This is a genomic window from Alphaproteobacteria bacterium HT1-32, assembly GCA_009649675.1.
Lineage (GTDB): Bacteria > Pseudomonadota > Alphaproteobacteria > Rhodospirillales > HT1-32 > HT1-32.
The window spans coordinates 540,063-555,964 of sequence record WJPL01000002.1; the positions used below are offsets into that span (position 1 = coordinate 540,063).

The 15,902-nt window shown below is 57.1% G+C and carries 12 protein-coding genes; 4 read left to right on the forward strand and 8 right to left on the reverse strand.

Going from position 1 to position 15,902, the window contains the following annotated elements:
- Positions 1 to 66: 66 nt before the first annotated feature.
- The 8 genes from GH722_14020 to GH722_14055 all read right to left on the reverse strand — a co-directional run bounded on the left by GH722_14020 (position 67) and on the right by GH722_14055 (position 11,626).
- Positions 67 to 1,098 (reverse strand): hypothetical protein, encoded by a 1,032-nt coding sequence (locus GH722_14020; protein MRG72880.1) that lies wholly within the window; start codon positions 1,096 to 1,098, stop codon positions 67 to 69.
- A gap of 54 nt (positions 1,099 to 1,152) precedes the next feature.
- Positions 1,153 to 2,436, reverse strand: a complete 1,284-nt coding sequence (locus GH722_14025; GenBank protein ID MRG72881.1) for a TRAP transporter large permease subunit — start codon at positions 2,434 to 2,436, stop codon at positions 1,153 to 1,155.
- Positions 2,433 to 2,978 carry a TRAP transporter small permease subunit gene (locus GH722_14030; protein MRG72882.1) on the reverse strand — a complete coding sequence of 182 codons (546 nt, stop codon included), beginning with the start codon at positions 2,976 to 2,978 and terminating at the stop codon, positions 2,433 to 2,435. The genes GH722_14025 and GH722_14030 overlap by 4 nt, the downstream gene beginning before the upstream one ends.
- A gap of 107 nt (positions 2,979 to 3,085) precedes the next feature.
- A complete protein-coding gene (locus tag GH722_14035; GenBank protein MRG72883.1) occupies positions 3,086 to 4,096 on the reverse strand; it encodes a DctP family TRAP transporter solute-binding subunit in 1,011 nt (336 codons plus the stop codon).
- A gap of 303 nt (positions 4,097 to 4,399) precedes the next feature.
- On the reverse strand, positions 4,400 to 5,323 hold the full coding sequence (locus tag GH722_14040; GenBank protein ID MRG72884.1) for a diguanylate cyclase: 924 nt from the start codon (positions 5,321 to 5,323) through the stop codon (positions 4,400 to 4,402).
- Positions 5,320 to 8,577: a response regulator gene (locus GH722_14045; protein MRG72885.1), complete on the reverse strand. Its 3,258-nt coding sequence runs from the start codon at positions 8,575 to 8,577 to the stop codon at positions 5,320 to 5,322. The genes GH722_14040 and GH722_14045 overlap by 4 nt, the downstream gene beginning before the upstream one ends.
- A 168-nt stretch (positions 8,578 to 8,745) precedes the next feature.
- Positions 8,746 to 10,092: a polyhydroxyalkanoate depolymerase gene (gene phaZ / locus GH722_14050; GenBank protein ID MRG72886.1), complete on the reverse strand. Its 1,347-nt coding sequence runs from the start codon at positions 10,090 to 10,092 to the stop codon at positions 8,746 to 8,748.
- A gap of 115 nt (positions 10,093 to 10,207) precedes the next feature.
- On the reverse strand, positions 10,208 to 11,626 hold the full coding sequence (locus GH722_14055) for a tetratricopeptide repeat protein (protein MRG72887.1): 1,419 nt from the start codon (positions 11,624 to 11,626) through the stop codon (positions 10,208 to 10,210).
- A gap of 185 nt (positions 11,627 to 11,811) precedes the next feature.
- Between GH722_14055 and GH722_14060 the strand changes: the two genes are divergently transcribed.
- The 4 genes from GH722_14060 to dprA all read left to right on the forward strand — a co-directional run bounded on the left by GH722_14060 (position 11,812) and on the right by dprA (position 15,894).
- Entirely contained in the window at positions 11,812 to 12,774 is a 963-nt protein-coding gene (locus GH722_14060; GenBank protein ID MRG72888.1) for an aspartate carbamoyltransferase catalytic subunit, read from the forward strand.
- A complete protein-coding gene (locus GH722_14065; GenBank protein ID MRG72889.1) occupies positions 12,771 to 14,063 on the forward strand; it encodes an amidohydrolase family protein in 1,293 nt (430 codons plus the stop codon). Before GH722_14060 ends, GH722_14065 begins: the two co-directional genes overlap by 4 nt.
- 8 nt (positions 14,064 to 14,071) lie before the next feature.
- Positions 14,072 to 14,686 carry a glycerol-3-phosphate 1-O-acyltransferase PlsY gene (gene plsY, locus GH722_14070; protein MRG72890.1) on the forward strand — a complete coding sequence of 205 codons (615 nt, stop codon included), beginning with the start codon at positions 14,072 to 14,074 and terminating at the stop codon, positions 14,684 to 14,686.
- A gap of 86 nt (positions 14,687 to 14,772) precedes the next feature.
- The gene (gene dprA / locus GH722_14075) at positions 14,773 to 15,894 is read left to right on the forward strand and encodes a DNA-protecting protein DprA (GenBank protein MRG72891.1); all 1,122 of its coding nucleotides are present in this window, start codon (positions 14,773 to 14,775) and stop codon (positions 15,892 to 15,894) included.
- Positions 15,895 to 15,902: the final 8 nt, after the last annotated feature.

The following is a 15,902-nucleotide window of genomic DNA, read 5'->3' on the forward strand; positions in this document are numbered from 1 at the left end:
ATGGTTCTGACCTCTTGCATGCACTCCTGAGCGAATTCAGGAGTGCATGGCGGGGGGGGCGGTCAGTTATAGCGGTTTCGGCCATGTATCCGTCAGCCGGTAGCCGCCGGGCCAGGGGTCGGTCGGATCGATCTGCAGTTCTGTGCGGCCGGTGCGCCAGGCGCGGCCCGTGATCGACGGAATGATGGCCATACGGTCTGCGACAGTTGTCAGCGCTTCGATACGGCAGTCAAAACGGGACCCGATGATGGACCGGCCCGTGAAACGATCTCCTTCCTGCAATTGCTCCTTCGCCTGCATGACGGCCATTCGTGCGGAACAACCGGTGCCGCAGGGTGACCGGTCCAGTTTCCCCGGATCAATGGCCACGGCGTTGCGAGCCTCCCGGATGCCATCTTTCACCTGAACCGGCATGGCCATCTGACAGAAAGATATCTGTGACCAGTCCGCATTTGCGGGATGGCTGAAACCAAGCTGTTCGTTGGCAGCGGCTGTAATCCGTGCGCCGGTTGTCGCAATATCCCGCGCTTCATCCGGCCTGATCTGAAAGCCCAGGGCAGGGGCATCGACAATCACAAAGCTGTCGCCGCCATAGGCTGTATCCACTGTCAGCGTTCCCAGCCCGGCAACTTCCAGCCGGGCATCAAGCCGGTCAGCGAAGGACGGGACATTTCGGACGGTGATGGCCAGCGCCTTGCCGTCACGGCATCTCGCCCGGATATCGACCAGCCCGCCGGGCGCTTCCAGTGTGAAACGGGTTTCCGGTTCCTGCATGGGAACCATCCCGGTTTCCAGCAGAACGGTCGCCACACAGATGGAATTGGACCCGGACATCGGCGGGGTATGTTCCGGCTCCATGATGATGAAGCCGAAGGCTGCACGCGGATCAAGGGCAGGGACGACCAGATTGACGTGCCGGAAGACGCCGCCCCGCGGTTCATTCAGAACGAAATCACGGAGTTCGCGGTTCTGGTCAATCCATGCCCGCTGTTCCCACAGAGTTGCGCCGGGCGGAGGCTCGATACCGCTGATGATGACGTCACCGACTTCTCCTTCCGCGTGACAGGTGATGATGGTGACGGGGCCTGTGATGCTCATCTGATGGTTCCGGTTGTTTCCGCCCCGCTGAAGAACGACAGCAGGGCGGAAAGCTTAACGGAACAGCCAGACCATGGACATGGAGATTGTCGGGATATAGGTGACCAGCATCAGCGTGATCAGGCTGACGAGGTACAGAGGCGCCATCGCACGGGCAATTGTCAGAACCCCCACACCGGAGATGTTGGACGCGACATAAAGTGTCGCCCCGACCGGTGGCGTAAACAGACCAAGCGCCAGATTACAGGTCATCACGACACCCAGATGCACCGGATCAACGCCGAAGGCGGTTGCCGTCGGGATGAACAGCGGCGCCGTCAGCAGGATGGCCGGGACCGGGTCCAGTACCAGACCCAGAATCAGCAGCACGATGTTGACCAGCAGCAGAAACATGAACGGGCTGTCGGACATGTTCTGTACGAAGCTGACCAGCAGGGTCGGCATCTGTTCCAGGGTTATCAGCCAGGCCAGAACGGTTGTTGCACCGATGACCACCATGACAACGGCGCTGGTGATAAATGAATCCACCAGCAGTTTCGGCAGGTCACGGATATGGAAATCCCGGTAGACGACGATCGTGACGATCAGCCCGTAAACAACGGCCAGTGCGGCTGCTTCTGTTGGTGTGACATAGCCGGAGAAGATGCCGCCGAGAATAATGACGGGCAGAAGCAGCGCCGGGGCACAGCCGATAAAGCTGCGCCAAATTTCTCCGGCGGAGGCGCCCTTGCCCCCCGGATCGCAACCAGTGCTGCGCCCTACCCAGTAGCAGACCAGCATCAGGGCCAGTCCGAAGACCGCGCCTGGAATAAAGCCTGCCAGAAACAGTTCAGCCACCGACACATTGCCAACGAAGCCGTAAACCAGCATGGGAATGGATGGCGGAATGATAATGCCGATGGTGCCGGCAGAGGCGACCAGCCCGGCAGCAAAAGCCCGGGTATAACCCTGCTTTGCCATGTTCGGGATCATCACGGAACCTATTGCCGCGCTGTCAGCGATGGCAGAACCGGAAATACCGCCAAAGATCATGCTGGCACCGACAACGCAGACACCCAGACCACCGGGCAGGAAGCCCAGCAATGCCCGGGCAAACGCAATGATACGTTCTCCGACGCCACCCCGGCTCATCAGTTCGCCGGTGACGATGAACAGGGGGATGGCGATGTAATGGTTCTGTTCGATGCCACCAATGAAATTGAGCAGGACGGCCTGTAACGGATAGCCCAGGTCGAAAACGAAGATCGGCAGGATCGCTGAGAGCAGGATTGCCCAGACCAGCGGAATGCCGATGAAGATCGCGCCGATGAAAACGGCGCAGAGAAACATGAGAATCATGCGAGTCCCTCATGACTTTCAGGGGGCAGGGGGCGGCTGCCATCATCTGGCGGCTGTTTCAGGTGGGAGGCCTGAACCACAATGTTCCAGATCAGGAACAGCAATGTCAGGGTGATGCCGGCAGGCATGGAGGCATAGAGCAGCCCGACAGGCCAGTAGAGCACGGTTGTTTGCTGGGCCCAGGTGTGAATCGAGATATTGATGCCATGCCAGATCAGCGTGATCAGCAGGGCGATGACGCCAATATCGATCAGCAGGGCAATCATCCGCTGGGCCGCTTTCGGGGCAGCGAAGGCGATGATCTCGGTCACCCGCATATGTATACCGCGAGCCGCTGCGGCTGCGCATCCGAGAAAGGTGACCCACAGCATCAGAAAGGCCGATAGCTCCAGCGACCAGGCGAGGTCAAACCCGCCAAAACCGCGGAGGGCAGCGTTGACGAAGACGATGGTCACAATGGACGCACCGAAGCCAATCAGCAGTAAATCCACCAGCTGGCTGAGCAGGCGAAGCGGATAAGGATAATAAGGTCGATAGTCCAAGAACGCCTCCCATAAGGCAGCCCGGATAAGCACAGGCGACGAAAGGTTACCCCTGCAACATCAGGCCGGGCAGGCCCGTTGTTGCAGGGAGACCTGTCGGGGCTGGTTTATTTCGTGGGATGAGCCTTCCGGATCGCTTCGGCGTCCTTCAGGATCTTGTCGACATCCGCACCATAGACATCACGGGCGGCTGCATAGACCTTTGCCACGGCATCGCGGAACGGACCAATGACGGGAACAGTCACGGTGGCGCCGGCGGCTTCCATTTCCTTGAGCTGGCTGGCTTCTGAATCCCGAACCAGATTACGGCTGAAAGCGGCTGCTTCCTGTGCTGCTTTCGTGATGGCAGCCTTGTCCGCGTCCGAGAACTCTTTCCAGGTGTTTTCAGCCACTGCCAGCGGCAGCGGGCTGTAGACATGGCGGGTGAGGGTGATGTTTTTGGCGACTTCGTAGAATCGCAGGGACTTGATGGTATCGACCGGGTTTTCCTGCCCGATGACGGTGCCCTGCTGAATGGCGAGATAAACCTCGGTTACCGGCAGGACAACCGGGTTGAAGCCGATGGCTTCCATCGTCCAGCGGATCATGTCGTTCGGGTAGACGCGCATCTTCTTGCCGACGGCGTCTGCCGGAGAGTTCAGCGGCTCTTTCGTGGTGAAGCTGCGGAATCCGGCTTCCCATGTGGAGAGGATGCGAAAGCCTTTTTCAGGAAGCTTTGCGAATTCACCCTGCAGCCAGTCAGAGCTGTCATACAAAGCCCAGCCCTGCTCGTAGCTGTCGACCAGGAACGGCATGGCCGTCAGGTTGAGGGATTTCAGATGTGTGGCGTAGGTGCCGGTTGCGGTTACCGTGAAGTCGATGCCACCCAGTTGCAGCTGCTCCACAGCTTTCGGGTCATTTGCCAGCTGTCCGGACGGATAGATGCGGACGGTGTGACGGCCTTCGGTATATTCCTTCACCTTCTCGGCAAACAGTTCAGCGGCTGCCTGGCGGGAACCGCCGGGATTGTCGGTGTGGCTGAAGCGCAGTGTCTTGGCGGACGCAATGCCTGATGACAGGCCGATGGCAGCGGCAATACCAGCCGCCAGTGAAAGTTTGGTCAAAGTTTCAAATCGCATGGGTTCCTCCCGGAATGATGCAGAAGTCAATTGGTGGAGGCAGGCAGCGATATTGGTTTGTTTTTAGCCACCTGCCGGGAGGGCGGATGCCAAAACAGCCCGCCACAAGAAATACAGTAACGCATACATTATAGGATGCACAATGAATTTGTCGGAGAAAATCAACGCAGGTCTATCCGCGTTCGTCCCGGCATAGGGCGACAGAACAGTCCCCCCGCCCCATGCCGGGACGGCTGATCTGAAGATGAGTGTTTATCGTGACTTGAGGCTTGTGGCGCGTGGCCAGCGGACAGGTTTCAGAAGTCAGTCTCGACAGTTATCGGCGGAGACCACTTTGTTTCGTCCGGTTTCTTTGGCCGAGTACAGAGCTTTGTCGGCCCGTTTGAAGAGGTCCTCGGGCTCTCGCTCTGTGCTGGCGACAACAGACGCAACGCCAACGCTGATAGTGACATGTTCAGCCGTGAGCGAGCTTTTGTGCGGCAGTTTCAACTGCTCGACGGCATCCCGCAGTTTCTCGGCAAGATGCATGGCACCCGCCATGTCCGTTTCAGGTAGCAGACAGGCAAACTCCTCACCGCCATACCGGGCCGCGAGGTCAGCCGGTCGCATCAGGGACTTCTCCAGCGCCGCTGCGACTTCCTGCAGGCATCTGTCGCCCTCAAGATGGCCATATGTATCGTTGTACTGCTTGAAGTGGTCGATATCCATCAGCACCATCGACAGGCTGGTTTCCCGCCGGATGGCGCGCCGCCATTCGGTATCGAGGAATTGGTCATACCGGCGACGGTTTGGTATCTGGGTCAGGCCGTCAACAAAGGCAATCTCCGTCAGGAAATCACGATATCGTTTCAGTTCGACATGGTTTTTGACGCGGGCGCGCACGACGGGCGGGCTGACCGGTTTGGTAATGAAGTCGGTTGCCCCGAGTTCCAGTCCCTTTGTCTCATCAGCTACCTGGGAAAGTGCTGTGACAAAAATGATCGGGATATGTGCAGTAGCCGGATTCTCCTTGAGGCGACGGCAGACTTCATAGCCGTCCATGTCGGGCATCATCACATCCAGCAGAATGATGTCCGGTATTTCCTCCTGAGCAAGCTGAAGTGCGGTTTCACCATTCAGGGCAAACAGCATTTCTCCATCATCCTCCAGCACATCGCAGAGGACTTCAATATTCAGATGCTCATCGTCAACGATCAGTATTTTAGGCTGGGTTTCCGGCAGTTTCATGCTTCTGGACCTATGTCGTGGCTTTGGGCTATTCCGGACAGAACATCCCGTGCTTCAGCGAATTTCAGGCTGCTTACCAGCTGTGACAGGTGATCAAACTCGATACTGGAATTGCCTGACAAGGCTGTCTGCAACTCCGGAAGCAACTTGCGGGTCGCCATCTTGTTCTTTGCCAGTCCTTCATCCAGTCGACGGATAATTTCCGCAAGGGCAGCCCGGTCGATGGTATCTGCACTGTCATGTTCTTCGGCGGGTTTTGGGCTGTACTGATGGTCGCCCAGCGCAATGCGCAAATTACCAAAGTCATGCCGGAAGGCATCAAACAGGGACGCCGTATCAGGATAGCTGTCGCCGGTCCCCGTGTCGCAGGCTATCTGATAGGCCTTGGCTTCTTTCTGAAGCTGATTGCAGCCGAACGTGCCGGCAAGCCCGGAGAGTGTGTGGGCCATTCGGGAAGCCGTCTTGCGGTCATTGTCGCCTATGGCTGTGGCAAGTTTCTCCGGGAAGTCCTGGTATGATGCAACAAAGTCATGGGCAAGTTTGGCAAAGGATTCAGGTTTCAGGCCTGCCTTTGCGCGCATCTCTTCAAGTCTGGCAGCGGCGTCACCGGTCGCCGGCATGACGTCGGGAATGCTCTCCGTTATGGTCTGCTGAGTGGGTGTCGAGACGGGCGCATTATCTGACTTTGCCATGGGCGGACGGCTTTGAAGGTCGGACGGTGCATGTCTGATTAACGTCTGGAAAAACAGGTAGGTATCTATCGGTTTGGCGATATGATCGACCATCCCGGCCGCCGCACATTTCTCTCGTTCTTCAACAAGGGCATGCGCTGTCATCGCGATGACGGGCAGGTTCTGTCTGTCGGGCATGGCCAGAATATTTGCCGTTGCCTCATATCCGTCCATCTCGGGCATCTGGAGGTCCATCAGAATTATATCGTATGAATCGGGATCTGCCTGCACCTTCTCAACGGCGACCCGGCCATTATCGGCGATGGATACCTGTATGCCGACATCTTCCATGATTTCACGGGCAACCTGCTGGTTGATTTCGTTGTCTTCGGCAAGCAACACCCTGAGGCCGCTGAGCTTTTCTCTGATGTCAGATTCAGAAATTTCCGTGCTGTGCCTGAGGACGCGACTCTGATTATTTCCTCCGAAATGGCTGGCAATGGCATCCATCAGAATGGAGGTATTGAGCGGCTTTGTAAGAAACCCGGAGATTGCCGTTTTCTCCACCTGCCGCATGACCATCTCGCGTGCATGTGCGGTTACCAGAAATGTTGCCGGCAGGGTATCCGGATCACAAAGCGCCTGTATCTGGCGGAATGTCTCCAGACCATCCATTCCGGGCATATGCCAGTCGAGCAGGATAAGATCGTACGTTGCCCCGGTTTGTATATCCTCTGAAATTTTCTGAATTGCGCTTTTACCATCGGGCAGCAGATCAATTTCAGAAAAGCCGAGGCTCTGGAGAGTGTCGCCCAGGATTGTGCGGGCGGTAAGGTTGTCATCGATGACCAGAACCCGCAGAGACTGGGGGTCTATGATCTCTTTCAGGCTGTCCAGACTATGTTCTGCCCGAACGCCGAGAGATACGGTGAATGCGAATGTGCTGCCGATGTCCGGTTCGCTGGTGACATTGATTTCTCCCCCCATAAGCTCGATCAGACGTTTGCATATGGAAAGGCCAAGGCCGGTACCGCCAAACTTCCGGGTCGTGGAACCATCCGCCTGCGAGAATGACGTAAACAGGCGGTTTATCTGATCTTCAGTCAGGCCGATGCCCGTATCACTTACAGATACAGACAGGCGTGCCGAATCATTATCGCAGCTCAGACAGTTGATGCGGACGATAATTTCTCCCTTCTCGGTGAACTTCACTGCGTTGCTGAGAAGGTTTGTGATGATCTGGCCAAGCCTGAGCGGGTCTCCCACGAGAGACCTCGGGACATCCGGTTCGGTCCAGAAGACCAGTTCCAGCCCCTTTTCAGTGGCTGAATCGGCAACAAGAGTTGTGACGCCCTGAAGAACATCATCTAGCAGGAAGGGGACATCCTCGACGGTCAGTTTACCGGCCTCGATTTTTGAGAAATCGAGAATGTCATTGATGACCCCCAGTAATGATCTGGCGGCGCCATGGACTTTTGACAGGTAGTCTCTGGTCCGGGAGTCGATGTCACCTTTCAGTGCCATGTGGCTGAGACCGATAATCGCATTCATCGGAGTGCGGATTTCATGGCTCATATTTGCAAGGAACTGGCTTTTCGCAGCATTTGCTGCCTCTGCTTCTGACTTTGCCGCAGCGAGTGCTTCTTCTGAACGCACCTGTTCGGTCACATCGGTGAAGGTTGTGACGAAGCCACCGCCTTCGATCGGGTTTCGCCGGACATCCAGAACAGTACCATCTGAACGGATGCGAGTGTAATCAAGGGCCTCGGACTTGCGCGCCTGGCTGAGCCGTTCTCTGACAATCGTCTCGACATCACCTGTGCCAAGTTCACCTCTTTCAGCGTCATACCGGACGGCGGCCTCCATTGGTGTTCCGACATGCACAATATCTTTCGGATATCCGGCAATCTCATTGAACTTGTCATTCATGACGACATGGTTGAGATCGGCATCCAGCATCGTGATGCCCTGGTCAATATTATCGACCATAAGCTTGAGGCGTCTGCGTTCCTTGTCAAAAGCGGTTTGTGTTGCAACTAGCCGTCTGATCAGCACAACCGAGCCCCAGGAGGCAATGAGAATCGCGGGAAGTGCAAACAGACCCAGCAAAAGCACCGAGAGAGTACGTTCAATCGCTGCGCTGGTTACCGCTTGCGACTGGCTGCTTTCGGTAAAGATGTCATTGATCAGCATCTGCATGGCTGCCAGTGCCGCCCGGTCGTTCACCTTGGCTATCTTGTCAAGTTCAGCGGGGGTCGCGCCGGAGGTGACTTCCTTGCTGACCTCAATCAGGTTTTCACGGTATTCTTCAAGGGTATTGGTCAGAATTCCCAATGCGGCCTGATCATTTGGGTCCAGCAGGATCAGACGGAGGTCATTGATCGCGTTGCTGACAAAAGACAGATCGGAATGTGCGGCCTCCAGATATTGGGGGTCTTTCCGAAGAACGTAATTCTTGAAGTTATGAATGAACCCGCCATAGCCGAGATGCCGGTGTATCTGGGTAAGCGCATCTACCTTCTGCAGGCTTTTCTCGTTCTGGTTGACCCAAGTATCATTTATGTCATTAACGCTATTATACAAGAAATAGACGAAAGAAGAACATATCGCCGTAAATAAGGCGGCGACTATAATGACATAAGTTATTCTTCGGTCTGTTTTTACTGACTGTTCAGGGGTCAAAGCACGATCTGACAATGTTTCAATGTCAGATAACGTTACGAATAAGACCGGAGGTGGCCAGAAATATTTTTAGTTGGCCCTGTCCATTTCCTGAACATTCTGCCAGTCGACTTCCTCTTCGCGGCTTTCCTGAAGGCTGCGATAGGGCAGGCCATAGGAGGAGGCACCGGATTCTGTGAGCCGCTTGAACTGGATGGTCCGGATGAATTCCCGGATACGCGGTTGAATTTCTGTGCGCCAGCGTGTGCCATTGAAAACACCGTAATGCCCGACGCCGGCCTGAACATAGTGATAACGTTCATCAGCAGGCACATTGATGCACAGGTCCTGGGCTGCTTCCGTCTGTCCCAGTCCGCAGATATCGTCTTTTTCTCCTTCAACCGTCATGATCGCGGTTTTCCGGATGGCAGCGCAATCAACCGGTACACCACGATGCATCAGCCTACCGTCAGGAAGGTGGTGTTGCTGGAACACCCGTTCGATGGTCTCAAGATAAAATTCGGCGGGGAGATCCATCACCGACAGATACTCATCGTAGAATTTGTGATGTTGTTCGACCGAATCGCAATCCCCCTTCACCAGATGATCGAAGAGATTCTGATGGGCCGTTATATGGCGATCAAGGTTCATGGTCATGAAGCCGGACAACTGTATATATCCGGGATAGACAGGCCGTGAGAAACCGGGATGCGGGAACGGCACATGCATGATCACATTGCCCTCAAACCAGGCCATCGGCTTTTCCTGCGCCAGCAGGTTGACCGCGGTCGGGTTGCGCCTTGTGTCAATCGGGCCGCCCATCATCGTCAGGCTCGCCGGCTGACAGGGGTCATCCTGTGCCGCCATGACGGCCGCTGCTGCAAGGGCGGGGACTGACGGCTGGCACACGGCCATGACATGGGTGTTTGGTCCGAGGAACCGGATAAATTCGATCAGGTAGTCGACATAATCCTCAAACCCGAAATCGCCGTCATGAACAGGGACCTCACGGGCATCGGTCCAGTCCGTGACATAAAGATTATGTTCGGAGACCATTGCTTTGGCTGTTCCGCGCAGCAGAGTCGCGTAATGACCGGAGAGCGGGGCCACCAGCAGCACTTTGGGGTCATAGCGTTTGCCGGCGACCGATTCATCCCGGTTGAAATGCAACAGCCGGCAGAATGGTTTTTCCATCACGACTTCTTCGGTGATCGGTACCGGCAGGCCGTGGATATGTGTTTCTGTAATGCCGAAGTCAGGCTTACCGTAGCGTTTGGTCAGGTTTTCAAAGACTTCAATGCCCGCTGTCATTCGTTTGGCGATGTCGTTTTCGCCAAACAGAATCATCGGCAATTCCATCTGAAACTTGAGCCGTCGTGCGCCCCATCGCAGGGGGGCCAGCATCGCATGGGCCATCTCGAAAGTCTGGTAGTTCAGCATCTGGATAGTTCCTGAAGCTCAAAAAAATAGGCTTGAGGAATCATAGCAGCACGTCAATTGGTGCGGTGCAACATATTGTTTCGGAACGTTTGATGCCGGTTACAGGCAAAAATCACTGACGCTGAAACACCATGATTCTGCCCAGTCCGACAAGCCCGCCCTTGGGCTGATCCACGACTGCCCGGACGCTGTAGACCGGTAAAAACCATGATTCTGACGCCATGAGTGTGATGTCCTCAATCCGCCGGCCAACGAAATGATCACTTTTCGGGCGGGCGAAGGATTTTGGCGGATGGGACCAGATGACACAGGCAAAATATCCACCACGAACCAGGACGTCACGTGCTGCAGAGAACAAGGCCTTGATGTCTATCGCCCGGGACATGGCATCGCCAGCGACAATAAGGTCACAGGATTTCGCCGGTACAGATGGTGCCGGATAATCGACTGGACGATAGCGCAGCATATCGTAGCAATCCGTCTTGCGCGCCGCCCGAAGGCTTTCGAGATCGTCGTCAACGCCCATCAGATGCGCGGCGTATGGGGTCAGAATATCCGCAAATTCGCCATGGCCGCAGCCGACTTCAATGACCCGCCATCGTGCTCCGCGTCGACCAGTGGCCCGTAACAGGGCCTCAGCCAGTTCATCGCGTACGGGTGAGGGGAGTGCGCGGGAAGCCTCGCCTTCCTTGAGACGGCGTTCCTGAAAATGACTGGGCTGATTGGCAAGCGGCTTGGACGGGGCGGCCTGGGGATCAATCCGGCGCGTTGCTTTCTGTATATGGCGATTGAGACGGGTAAGCTGCTGGCGGGCCTTGAGAAAGTTAGGATCGCCCTTCGGGATCGGTCGCAATGCGGTTGCTGCTGCTGCCGTCCTGCCGGTTGATTCGTAGAGATCCGCGATCTTCAGGCGCAGACCGCTGTCATTGTCATTATAGATCAGGGCATCCTGTGCCAGCTTGACGGCCTGCTCGTGTCGTCCACAGGCAATCATGCTTTCTATATAGCCATGCCAGAGCGCGGGTTCATCAGGACTGCTTTCGATGGCTGCCCGGTAGGCTTCGCAGGCTGATTCCATCTTGCCGTTGGCTTTGAGGGCATGGGCAAGGCAGGCACGGGCGAGGGGATGTGCCGGTGTATAGGCCAGTGCAATCCGGGCAGATGCCAGCGCCTGTTTGGCATTGCCCGCAAGCCGCAGAATTTCCGAGAGGACTGCCCAGCTGTCCGGATTGTTCGGATCCAGCTGGGTGGCGACGCGGGCATGGCGTTCGGCGCGGATGTAATCATTTGCATCACAGAGAGCCGATGCATGCTGAAGACGCAGACGGGCATCTTTGGGCCGCAGTTTGACGATGCGGGCTGTGTGTAAGGTCCGGCGGGACGGGTTGCCCAGCGCGGCATAGGCTTCGGCCAGAATCATGGATGGCCGGGCATCAAGCGGATTGCGTGCGGATAGCTTTTCCGCGGCCTCTATGGCTGCGGTCAGTTCTGCCTGACGGGCAATGGGCTGCTGATGGGCCGCTCTCTCCATGCCTTCTTATTCCGGTCCTACTGATTCCTGTTACCGCCGAGTCGACCACAAGAGATGAAAAATCTGGTTAACAGGAAAATCTTTATCCGCGGCAGACCGGTCTGATTTCCGTGGCTTGTGAGACAGCAGCCGGATTGACTTGCGACGGGGCAGCGCTCTCCATATAAAATCATCTTTTAATGACAATGCCATCTGACCAGTTCCCGTTCCCGCATCGCCACCTCCTGGGAATCGAGGGCCTATCCCCTGTTGAGATCACCACTCTGCTCGACAAGGCGGAAACTTACGTTGAACAGAACCGTCAGACCGACAAGAAAAAGTCTGTCCTGCGCGGCCGGACGCTGATCAATCTGTTCTTTGAAAACTCAACCCGTACCCGCACTTCGTTTGAACTGGCCGGAAAGCGACTTGGTGGCGATGTCATCAATATGAATGTCTCGGCCAGTGCCGTCAGCAAGGGTGAGACCCTGCTGGACACGGCGGTGACGCTGAATGCCATGCACCCTGATGTGCTGGCTGTCCGTCATCCCGATTCCGGGGCGGTTAACCTGTTGGCAGAAAAGGTCAATTGCGCAGTTATCAATGCGGGCGATGGCTGGCACGAGCACCCGACACAGGCCCTGCTGGACGCGCTGACCATTCGCCGCCGTGTCGGTCGCCTGGAAGGGCTGACCGTCGCCATCTGTGGCGATATCATGCATTCCCGGGTAGCACGTTCGAATATTCACCTGCTGACCACCATGGGGGCTCGGGTGCGGCTGGTTGCGCCGAAGACGCTGCTGCCGACGGGTATCGAACGGATGGGCGTTGAGACCTATAATGATATGTCCAAGGGGCTGGCGGACGTTGATATCGTCATGATGTTGCGTGTTCAGCTTGAACGGATGCAGGGCAGCTATATTCCGACGGTCCGCGAATATTTCCGCTTTTTCGGTCTGGATTACGAAAAGCTTCGTCTGGCAAAACCGGATGCGCTGATCATGCATCCCGGCCCGATGAACCGGGGTGTCGAAATTGACTCGGAAGTGGCGGATGATTTTGAACGCAGCGTGATCCGCGAACAGGTGGAAATGGGCGTTGCAGTACGTATGGCCTGTCTGGAAATTCTTGCCGGCAATGTCATTGAACCTGGCCAGAGGAACCGATGATGGCAACTTCCAGAACAGCTCTGGTCAATGCACATTTGCTGGATCCGGCGAGCGGTCTCGATGGACCGGGCGGTGTGCTGGTTTCAGAGGAAATCATTGCGGAGATCGGCCCCTCCGTTACGGCGAAGTCGGTTCCGGCCGGCACCACGGTGATCGATTGCGCGGGCAAGTATCTCGCCCCCGGTCTGGTCGATATGCGGGTGCAGCTTCGGGATCCGGGGGAAGAACATAAAGAAACCCTGGCGACAGGCGGACTGGCGGCAGTTGCCGGGGGCGTCACCTCGATGGTGTGCCTGCCGAACACTGATCCGGTGCTGGACGAAGAAGCTGTGCTGGAGTTCGTGGCGCGCCGCGCAAGACTGGTCGGACTGGCAAAGGTCTATGCCTATGGTGCGGCGACCAAGGGGCTGAAAGGCGACGGTCTGGCGGAAATGGCCATGCTTGCCGATGCCGGCGCTCTCGGTTTTACAGATGGTGTGCGGGCGATTGCCAATGCGCAGGTGATGCGCCGGGTGCTTGGGTATGCCGCGACCTTTGATTTTCTGGTTATTCAGCACCCGGAAGAGCCGACGCTGGCAACCGGGGATATGAATGAAGGTGAAATGGCCACCCGGCTGGGGCTGGCCGGTATTCCGGTCGCGGCTGAGGCTATCCTGCTGGAACGTGATATGCGGCTCGTCGAACTGACGGGCGCCCGGTATCACGCGGCGCATTTGTCGACTGCAGACGGGGTCGATATCATTCGCCGGGCAAAGGCCCGGGGACTGCCGGTGACAGCGGAGACCGCGCCGCCCTATTTTGCCCTGAATGAACTGGCGGTGGGTGACTACCGGACCTTCGCCAAGCTGTCGCCCCCTCTGCGTTCCGAGGCAGACCGGCAGGCTATTGTCGAAGGGCTGCGTGATGGCACAATTGACGCGATTGCATCTGACCATGCACCACAGCCCGTGGACGGTAAACGTCAGCCGATGAGCCAGGCTGAACCCGGTGGTATCGGGCTTGAGACCCTGTTGCCGATCACGCTGGAGCTTTATCACAACGGCCATCTCAGCCTGATGGAGGCAATCGCCAAGGTAACCTGTGAGCCGGCCCGGGTTCTGGGACTGGAGGCCGGACAGCTGAAGATCGGCCATCAGGCGGATATGACGGTCTTTGACCCGAACATTGGCTGGAAGATTGATCCCGGTAAATTCCAGAGCAAGTCGAAGAACTCTCCGTTCGACGGACGTCCCGTGCAGGGCCGCGTGCTGAAGACGGTCGTCGACGGACGGCTGGTATTCGAGCGCTAAGCTGACTTATGATGTCTGTCATGGGTGTTGAACTTCTCCTCTGGCTCGCTGCGGGATACCTTCTGGGATCCATTCCGTTTGGCCTGCTGCTGACCCGCGCCGCCGGTCTTGGCGATGTGCGGTCGATCGGGTCCGGTAATATCGGTGCAACCAATGTACTGCGAACCGGCCGCAAGGGTCTGGCAGCCGGGACACTTCTGCTCGACGGTGGCAAGGGGGCGGTGGCTGTTATCGCCGGTCTCTGGTTTGCAGGGCTTGAAGCGGGACTGATTGCAGGCGTCGCCGCTGTCCTCGGACATTGCTTTCCGGTCTGGCTCGGGTTCAAAGGCGGAAAGGGCGTGGCGACCGTACTCGGGGTCATGCTGGCTGCTGACTGGATGCTGGGTGTCGGTGCCTGCCTGACCTGGCTGGTTGTCTTCCTTCTGTTCCGCTTTTCATCGCTGGCTGCGCTTGTCGCGGTTGCTGCGGCACCGGTCTATGGCTTTGCTCTCGGCAAGCCGGATACGGTTATCTACGCCTTTGCTGCTTTGGCTGTGCTGGTCTGGGTTCGCCACCATGCGAATATCCGCCGCCTGCTGAAAGGCGAAGAACCCCGGGTTGAGAAGAAGAAAAAAGCCGCCTGACCTCTCCATATTGCCTCTGATCCTGTAATGGCTATTGCCAGAGGCAGGCTGACCGTCGTACCGGGCCAGAGGAGGCAGCCATATCCATACAGCAACAATCATCATCGGCAGACGGGAATGGTCTGGCTGATGTGCTTCGCCTGATCCGTTCAGAGAATGTCGGTCCGCTGACCTATCACCGTCTGATCCGGCGCTTCGGTTCAGCCCGGGCCTCGTTAGATGCCCTGCCGGATCTTGCCCGTGCCGGCGGTCGCAGACGTCCCGTCAGAATTCCGGCAATGGGGGAGATTGAGCGGGAGATCGCTGCGGCAGGTGAGGCCGGTGCCACCCTGCTTACCCATTTCGACCCGCATTATCCGCAATGGCTGACTGAAACTGAAGATGCACCACCGGTTATCGGGGTGCTGGGTTCGGCCGAACTGCTGACCAGACCGATGGTTGGCATTGTCGGAGCGCGGAATGCCTCAGCGAATGGCCGCAACTATGCGCGAAAACTTGCGCGGGAATTGGGTGAGGGCGGGTTTGTCGTAGCATCCGGGCTGGCACGCGGTATTGACGCAGCCGCACATGAAGGGGCGCTGCCAACCGGCACGGTTGGTGTGCTGGGGTGCGGACTGGATATCATTTATCCGCCGCAGAACCGCGACCTGTTCCTGCGTATGGCCGAAGATGCCGTCATTATAAGTGAGTTCCCGATTGGCACGGCAGCACAGGCTTCGAATTTCCCTCGCCGCAACCGCCTGATCTCCGGCATGTCCCGGGCTATTGCGGTTGTTGAGGCGAACCGCCGGTCCGGCTCGCTGATCACCGCCCGGCTGGCGCTGGAACAGGGGCGTGAAGTGTTCGCTGTCCCCGGTTTTCCGCTCGACCCACGGTCAGAAGGGCCGAACTGGCTGCTCCGGCAGGGGGCACAACTGCTGGAACGGGCTGATGATATACTTGATGAACTTGCCGGTGCGATGAGGTTGCCAAAATCACCGGAACAGATTGTAAAGGCGGAATTTTCCTGCCCGGACGAGCGCAGTTTTTCCTCCCGTGAGGCGAAATCCAGCCTGATCTCATTGCTGTCATCTACACCGGTCACGGTTGACGAACTGCTGGATGAATGCCAACTCTCGCATCAGGAAGCTGCATCTGCGCTGCTGGAAATGGAACTGGCCGGAAGGCTGGAACGCCTGCCAGGCAACAGGATCGCAGCATTGATTTAATTAAACTG